This window comes from Kitasatospora griseola (genome assembly GCF_044999035.1).
GTDB classification, from domain to species: Bacteria; Actinomycetota; Actinomycetes; order Streptomycetales; family Streptomycetaceae; genus Kitasatospora; species Kitasatospora griseola.
This window is the reverse complement of record NZ_CP173360.1, coordinates 6,960,271-6,967,161: the sequence shown is the minus strand read 5'-3', so window position 1 is coordinate 6,967,161 and position 6,891 is coordinate 6,960,271. Positions and strand designations below refer to the sequence as shown.

Here is a 6,891-nt window from a genome sequence, read left to right as displayed (position 1 = left end):
ATCCTTTTCCTATCCATGGGGATTCAATGGGAAATCCTCCGCCAACTGCCGCCCGGAGCCCGACACAAAATGGGTCTTTCGTTCCGCCCATCCCGTTCTGTAGGATCAGCTGCCGCCATGGCACCGACCATTGGCCGAAATTTGCCGAGCGATGGCTTACTTGAAGGCCCAGGAAATGCGAGGGGGAAGAGTTCGTGTCAGGCCATTGGCGCAGTTGGGCGGCCGGTGCCGCTGCCGCAGTCACTCTCTGGGCCGCTGCCGTGCCAGCCTCTGCCGAGCCGATACGCGGCGCCGAGTGGCCACTGGATGCGCGGCACTTCGACGCGGACAGGGTCTGGACCGTGTCCCGTGGTGACGGCGTAACAGTGGCCGTGGTGGACACCGGAGTCGCCGCTTCCCACCCCGATCTGGCAGGGCAGGTGCTGCCCGGCACGAGCCTGCTGGGCGACGGCGGCGACGGCCGCAGCGACACCTCCGAGGACTCCCACGGCACCGCAATCTCCGGCATCATCGCCGGCACCGGCGGGACCGACGGGCAGGGCATGTTCGGACTCGCCCCGGGGGCAAAGATCCTGCCCGTCAAAGTGGCTTCCGGCGAGCAGATGCTGCCCTCCGTGGTAGCCCAGGCGATCGTCTGGGCCACCGACCACGGCGCCCGCGTCATCAACGTGTCGCTGAGCACCACGACGCCCGATCCGCTGCTGAAGCAGGCCGTGGCGTACGCGCTACGCAAGGACGCGGTTGTGGTCGCCGCCGCCGGCAACCACGGCACGGCCGGGAACCCGGTCCAGTACCCGGCCGCCTTTCCCGGCGTGGTGTCGGTCTCCGGCGTGAACGAGGACGACTCGTTCTGGACGCCCAGCGAATCCGGCGCCGGAGTGGCGGTCGCCGCCCCGGCCAGCGACATCTATTCGACCAACGACATCGGCCAGTACGTCCACGCGGAGGGCACCAGCTACGCCGCCGGGTACGTCTCCGCGACCGCCGCCCTCATCCGCTCGCGGTGGCCCGAGTTGACACAGGGCCAGGCGGTCCGCCGCCTGATCGGCGCCACCAAGGACCACCGCAACAGGCCGGACCCCAAGTTCGGCTACGGCCTGCTCGACCCCTTCGCGGCCCTGAGCGCCACGATCGACACCACCGACACAGGTAACCCTCTCGACTCTCCGACCGCCGCGCCCGCGCGGGCCTCGGCCTCCAGATGGCCGGCCTGGCTCGGCTGGACGGCGGCCGTACTGGCGGTGCTGAGCGTCGCGGTCGCCGCGATCGTCACGAGGCGACGCCGGACCACCTGGGCCGCCGCTATGCCGTCACACCCGCCGGTCACACCGAAAAGCGTCGGCAATGCGCGCGGACAGTCGGCTCCAGGCCAGCCCCCGAGGAATGGGAAGAACACCAGGAACGCCGCAAAAACGGCCGAAAAGGCCAGGTGAGGAATCCCGTTCCGAAATTCGTCGCAGCGGTCTCAAACAATGCCGCGACAGTGGTCGGCGTACCGACCGGCGTCACATCCGCCTGCATTTCGCCAATGGCTCAAATGGCATGCTCAGAATCCCGCCGGCCCGGAGAATGCGACCGGACGGAATCGACACGCCGCTCACAAGGTGCACAGAAACCGGTGATCCCGTGAAGCTCGCATCCCGTCCGCCGACCCGGCGCGGACTCGTTCTGGCGACCTTGGCCGTCATCCTGCTGGGAACGGCCCTCACCGCCTGGCTCCAGCCGTGGGACAACAGCCACGCCGTGCCGAAAGTCGCCGCGAACGACTACTCCGGCCGGCCAACGGCGTGCCTCGCGGCGGACGACTCGGTGGCCTCCGCCCAGGTCGTCCAGCACACCTGGACGGTCCTCCAGCAGGCCGGCAAGGACAACCCAGTCAACGTCCAGCAACTTGTCGTCACCGCCAAGGGCCCCGAGGAGGCCGCGCCCTACCTGTCCGGTCTGGTCGCTCAGCACTGCACCCTGATCGTCACCGCGGGCAGCGCCTTCGACGGCGCGGTTCCGGCCGCCGTCAAGGTCTCGCCGCACGTCCGCTTCGCCGTCGTAGACCCACCCGCGGGAGTCGACCTCAAGGGCGCGACCGCACTGACCGGCGATCAGCTCGTCGACCAGCTCGGCAAGAACGTCCACGACCTCGCCGCGAAGCACTGACGAGCCGCGGCCCGGCAGCGCCCGCGACACCGTTGCGGCGGGCTTGCAGCTGGCGGCGGCACCTGCGTCGTGGACGGCTGCGCCGGAGGCATTCGCTGCGGCCAGCACACCGGTGAACCAGCCCATGTACCTGGCCATTTGGACGAGCGCCTCTTCGCCGGGCAGCGGCGGCGGCGCCTGTCAGGTGGCGCAATTGCTCGGTGGGCATCACGGGTGTTTCGGGTGGGTATTGCAACGCAAGGAAGTTGACGCCGCGTCGAGCTACCAGCCGGGTCTGGGGACGGCTGACTGGTGGCGTCGGCGGGGGTTGCGCATGCGGAGGCGGTGCGCAGAGTGGTAACGGCGGCTGCGGTGCCGGCCATCATTGAGGCGAAGTGGCACAGAGGCCCGATGGAGCGTGAGCCGCTCGATGTCTTCGAGAAGAAGGTCAATCGCAAGGGCCACAACGCGTTGGGCCTCTACATCGCGGTCAGCGGCTTCACCCCCAGCGCGCTGCGAGTACGACCGCTGCACGACGTCCGTCACCATGGACGGCGCCGACCTGTTCTGCGTGCTGGACGGCGGGAAGGCCAGGGAATGATCCCGTTTTTGGAGGACCTTCGGTCCTCGCTTACTGGGCGTTTCGTCCAAAGTCAGGGACGAAACGCCCAGTAACTGGGCGTTTCACCCGTAGTTGGGATGGTACATCCCGATTTTCGGGGAGCTCGGGCTGCTGGTGTTCGGTGACGCTTGGGGTCCTGGTGGCAGGAGTGCCACTGTTGCACCTATGTCCGCCGGAACTGCGCGGTTCCTCCTGTCTCGTCCCAAGAAGTCGAGCGCACGGGCTTTTGTCCCTCGGATGCCGCGAGTCCTGGGAAGCACGGCAATCCCGCAGTATGCCGTTGTCATGACGGATCGTCGACCGTATCCGAGCGACCTGTCCGACGCCCGCTGGGCCCTGGTCGAGCCCACCCTCACCGCCTGGCGCCGGGCACGCACCGAGCGCGCCCTCGCGTTCGGCCGGCCTCCCGAGCACGAACTGCGCGACCTCCTGGACGCGATCCTCTACGTCGACCGCACCGGCATCCCCTGGCGCTACCTCCCCCACGACTACCCGCCCTGGGAAACCGTCTACGCCTACTTCGCCCGATGGCAGAAGGAAGGCGTGTTCGAGCAGCTCAACGGGCTGCTGCGGCGTCTGGTCCGCACCGCCGAGGGCCGCGATCCGGAGCCGACGGCGTGCATCGTCGACTCGCAGAGCGTGAAGACCTCCACGAACGTCCCCGCCTTCTCGCAGGGCGTCGACGCCGGCAAGAAGATCGTGGGCAGGAAACGCAACATCGTCACCGACACGATCGGCCTGCTGCTGATGGTCCTGGTCACCGCCGCGAGCGTGCAGGACGGCACCGCCGGCAAGCAGTTGCTGACCGCGGTCGCCACCGAGCACCCCGCCGTCCGCAAGGCCTGGACGGACATGGGCTACAAGAACGCCGTCGTCGAACACGGCGCCACCCTCGGCATCGACGTCGAGATCGTCCGCCGCGACCCCACCACCAAAGGATTCGTCGTCCAACCCCGCCGCTGGGTCGTCGAACGCACCTTCGGTTGGCTGATGAACCACCGCCGTCTCGCCCGCGACTACGAAGCCCTCCCCGCCCGTTCAGAAGCCATGGTCCACGTCGCGATGATCAGCCTCATGACCCGCCGACTCACCGGCGAAAACACCCCCACCTGGCGCGGAACCTGACCATCGGAATCCGGGGTGAAACGCCCAGTAAGTGGAACCCGGCCGTACGGCCGGGCTCCACTGGCAGATGCTCCGCTTTGGGTCGGTTGGCGAGTCATGTTGTCGAGGGAGGGCCGAACGCGCGCCCGGTCGGTTCCCGCCTACCCGCCGACGAGTGGGACGTTGGCTCTGCCGGGTTTCGACTCGGAGCGCCGGCCGATGTGGCTTCATTGCGTAGACAGCCGTGCTGGCCGGCAGCGTGTACCGCGCGGTTCGGTCGACGCGGTCGTATTCGTCGTTGATGCCGATCCCCCCTCTTCACTGCCGCCTTCAGTGACGGTGGGTAACCGGGGATGGTGGGTTCTGCGGTACCGCCGGGCGGGTGATCCCCCGAGGTCAGGGCGGTGGGAGCGATAGGAGATCATGTCGCGACCGGTTGCATGGTCGCCCACCAGGGTTTCGCACGGCAGAGCACAGAGACGAGGCAAGGACATGAAGGTCGCGTTCGGGTGGAAGCTGCACGGGGACGGCCGCGCCCCGCAGCCCGGGGCGGTGGTCAAGCCGGACGAGCGGCTGTCGTGGGGGCGCACGATCGGGCTGGGGGCGCAGCACGTGGTGGCGATGTTCGGCGCCACCTTCGTCGCCCCGGTGCTGATGGGCCTGGACCCGAACCTGGCGGTGATGGTCTCCGGTGTCGCGACGATCTTCTTCCTGTTGGTGACCAGCGGCCGGATCCCGTCCTACCTGGGCTCCAGCCTGTCGTTCGTCGGTGTGGCGGCCGTGATCAAGGCGCAGGGCGGGGACGCGGCGACGCTGACCGGTTCGCTGCTGGTGGTCGGTGCGGTGCTGGCGGCGTGCGGTGCGGTGGTGCAGGGCTTCGGCGCGAAGGTGATCCACGCGGTGCTGCCGCCGGTCGTCACCGGCGCGGTGGTCATGCTGATCGGCTTCAACCTGGCGCCGGTCGCGGCCGGCACGTACTGGCCGCAGGACCAGTGGGTGGCGCTGCTGACGATGTTCTTCACGGGGCTGGCGCTGGTGGTGCTGCGCGGGTTCTGGTCGCGGATCGCGATCTTCCTGGGCCTGGTCTTCGGCTACCTGGTGTCCTTCCTGTTCGACCGGGTCTTCGGGAAGATCAACTCCCCGGTGGGCGGCGGCGCGGCCGTCGACCACTGGCGTCTGGACCTGTCGGGCGTCGGCAAGGCCGACTGGATCGGCCTGCCGTCGCTGCACGCTCCGAGCTTCTCGCTGTCCGCGATCCTGGTGGCACTGCCTGTGGTGGTCGCGCTGATCGCCGAGAACGCCGGCCACGTGAAGGCTGTCTCCGAGATGACCGGTGACCCGCTGGACGACAAGATGGGCGCCGCGATCATGGCGGACGGCGCGGCGACCATGGTGTCCACGGCGGTCGGCGGTCCGGCGACCACCACGTACGCGGAGAACATCGGCGTGATGGCGGCGACCCGGGTGTACTCGACGGCGGCGTACTGGTGCGCGGCCGGCTTCGCGATCCTGTTCGGCCTGTGCCCGAAGTTCGGCGCGGTGATCGCGGCCATCCCCGGCGGTGTGCTCGGCGGCATCACGGTGGTGCTGTACGGCATGATCGGCCTGCTCGGCGCGCAGATCTGGATCCACAACAAGGTGGACCTGACCAACCCGCTGAACCTGGTCCCGGTCGCCGCGGGCGTGATCGTCGGCATCGGCAACGTCAACCTGAAGATCACCGACAACTTCGAGCTCGGGGGCATCGCCCTGGGCACCCTGATCGTCCTGACCGGCTACCACACCCTGCGCGCCATGGCCCCGGCGCACCTCAAGCACCCCAGCCCGGCCAACGGCCCGCTGCTGGACGAGGGCACCAGCAGCTACGACGACAACAGCCGTCCCGAGAGCTGACCGGGATGGCCCTCCGCCCGTTGAACTCCGCCGAACGCGCGCTGCTGGAGCACCTGCTCTCGGCGGAGTTCGACGGCGCGGCCGAGCTGCGCGCCCAGCTGGACCGCACCGAGGTGGTGGGCCCCTGGGCGCCGGGCTCGGTCAGCGTGGACCTGCGGGTGGACGAGCCGGGCCGGCACACAGGGCCGTCCCGGCTCGCGCCGGTCGGCGCGGCGGTCATCGACGAGGACGGTGAGTACATCGGCGAGCTGCTGCTGTGGACGGACGACGCCGGCCGGACGCTGTCGGCGCTCGAGTACGCCTGGGTGACGGACGACATGCCGACCGTCCTGCCGCCGGTCGAGCACGTCCGGCTGGTGTGACGGCGCGTCAACCGACCAGCCCCGCGTCCCGCGCCAGCAGCGCCGCCCGGACGCGGTTGCTGACGCCGAGCGCGCCGTCCTGCCGCCGGTCGAGCACGTCCGGCTGGTGTGACGGCGCGTCAACCGACCGGCCCCGCGTCCCGGGCCAGCAGCGCCGCCTGGACACGGTTGCTGACGCCGAGCGCGGTGAGGATCCGGCTGACGTGCGCCTTCACGGTGCTCTCCCGCATCGCGAGCCGCTCGCCGATGTCGGCGTTGGCGCGGCCCTCGGCCAGCAGCGCCAGCACCTCGCGCTCGCGCGGGGTGAGCCGGTCGAGCCGGGACCGGGCCGCGCTCGCGGCGGTGCGGCCGGTGGCGTGGTACCGGTCGATGACGCGGCGCGCGGCGGCCGGGTGGAGCATCGCGGAGCCGGCCGCGACCAGGTGGACGGCGCGCAGGATCTCCGCCGGGTCGGTGTCCTTGAGCAGGAACCCGTCGGCCCCGGCGGCCAGCGCGTCGTAGACGTACCGGTCGAGGTCGAAGGTGGTCAGCGTGATCACCCGCGGCGGCTGCGGCAGGGCGCGCAGCCGGGCCGTGGCGGTGATGCCGTCCATCCGGGGCATCCGGACGTCGACCAGCGCGACGTCGATGCGGAAAGCGCTTGCCCGTTCGATCGCCTGAAGGCCGTCGGCGGCCTGTGCGACCACCTCGATGCCGGGGTCGCCGTCGAGCAGGTCGGTCAGGCCGAGACGGACGAGTGCGTCGTCGTCGACCACCAGGGTGCGAATCATCGGGTGCCGC

At 69.7% G+C, this 6,891-nt stretch carries 6 protein-coding genes; 5 read left to right on the top strand and 1 reads right to left on the bottom strand.

Annotated elements, in window-relative coordinates; genetic code table 11:
- Window positions 1-194: 194 nt before the first annotated feature.
- From mycP to ACI1MP_RS31390, 5 genes are all read left to right on the top strand, one after another.
- Window positions 195-1,433: a type VII secretion-associated serine protease mycosin gene (gene mycP / locus ACI1MP_RS31410; protein WP_404870065.1), complete on the top strand. Its 1,239-nt coding sequence runs from the start codon at window positions 195-197 to the stop codon at window positions 1,431-1,433.
- Between the two features lie 193 nt (window positions 1,434-1,626).
- Window positions 1,627-2,151 (top strand): hypothetical protein, encoded by a 525-nt coding sequence (locus tag ACI1MP_RS31405; RefSeq protein ID WP_404870064.1) that lies wholly within the window; start codon window positions 1,627-1,629, stop codon window positions 2,149-2,151.
- 886 nt (window positions 2,152-3,037) lie between these two features.
- On the top strand, window positions 3,038-3,877 hold the full coding sequence (locus ACI1MP_RS31400; protein WP_404870063.1) for an IS5 family transposase: 840 nt from the start codon (window positions 3,038-3,040) through the stop codon (window positions 3,875-3,877).
- A gap of 471 nt (window positions 3,878-4,348) precedes the next feature.
- Window positions 4,349-5,749, top strand: coding sequence for a uracil-xanthine permease family protein (locus tag ACI1MP_RS31395; RefSeq protein WP_380333659.1), 1,401 nt, complete (start codon window positions 4,349-4,351; stop codon window positions 5,747-5,749).
- Between the two features lie 5 nt (window positions 5,750-5,754).
- On the top strand, window positions 5,755-6,111 hold the full coding sequence (locus ACI1MP_RS31390) for a hypothetical protein (protein WP_380333660.1): 357 nt from the start codon (window positions 5,755-5,757) through the stop codon (window positions 6,109-6,111).
- Window positions 6,112-6,230: 119 nt separating this feature from the next.
- Here the strand turns inward: ACI1MP_RS31390 and ACI1MP_RS31385 are convergent, their stop codons facing one another.
- The gene (locus ACI1MP_RS31385; RefSeq protein WP_380333661.1) at window positions 6,231-6,881 is read right to left on the bottom strand and encodes a response regulator; all 651 of its coding nucleotides are present in this window, start codon (window positions 6,879-6,881) and stop codon (window positions 6,231-6,233) included.
- Between the last annotated feature and the right edge of the window lie 10 nt (window positions 6,882-6,891).

What these genes read in the sequence shown, in the direction of transcription:
- ACI1MP_RS31400 (WP_404870063.1), top strand. Translation starts at nt 3,038, where the DNA reads ATGACGGATCGTCGACCGTATCCGAGCGACCTGTCCGACGCCCGCTGG.
- ACI1MP_RS31385 (WP_380333661.1), bottom strand. Translation starts at nt 6,881, where the DNA reads ATGATTCGCACCCTGGTGGTCGACGACGACGCACTCGTCCGTCTCGGC.
- ACI1MP_RS31395 (WP_380333659.1), top strand. Translation starts at nt 4,349, where the DNA reads ATGAAGGTCGCGTTCGGGTGGAAGCTGCACGGGGACGGCCGCGCCCCG.
- ACI1MP_RS31390 (WP_380333660.1), top strand. Translation starts at nt 5,755, where the DNA reads ATGGCCCTCCGCCCGTTGAACTCCGCCGAACGCGCGCTGCTGGAGCAC.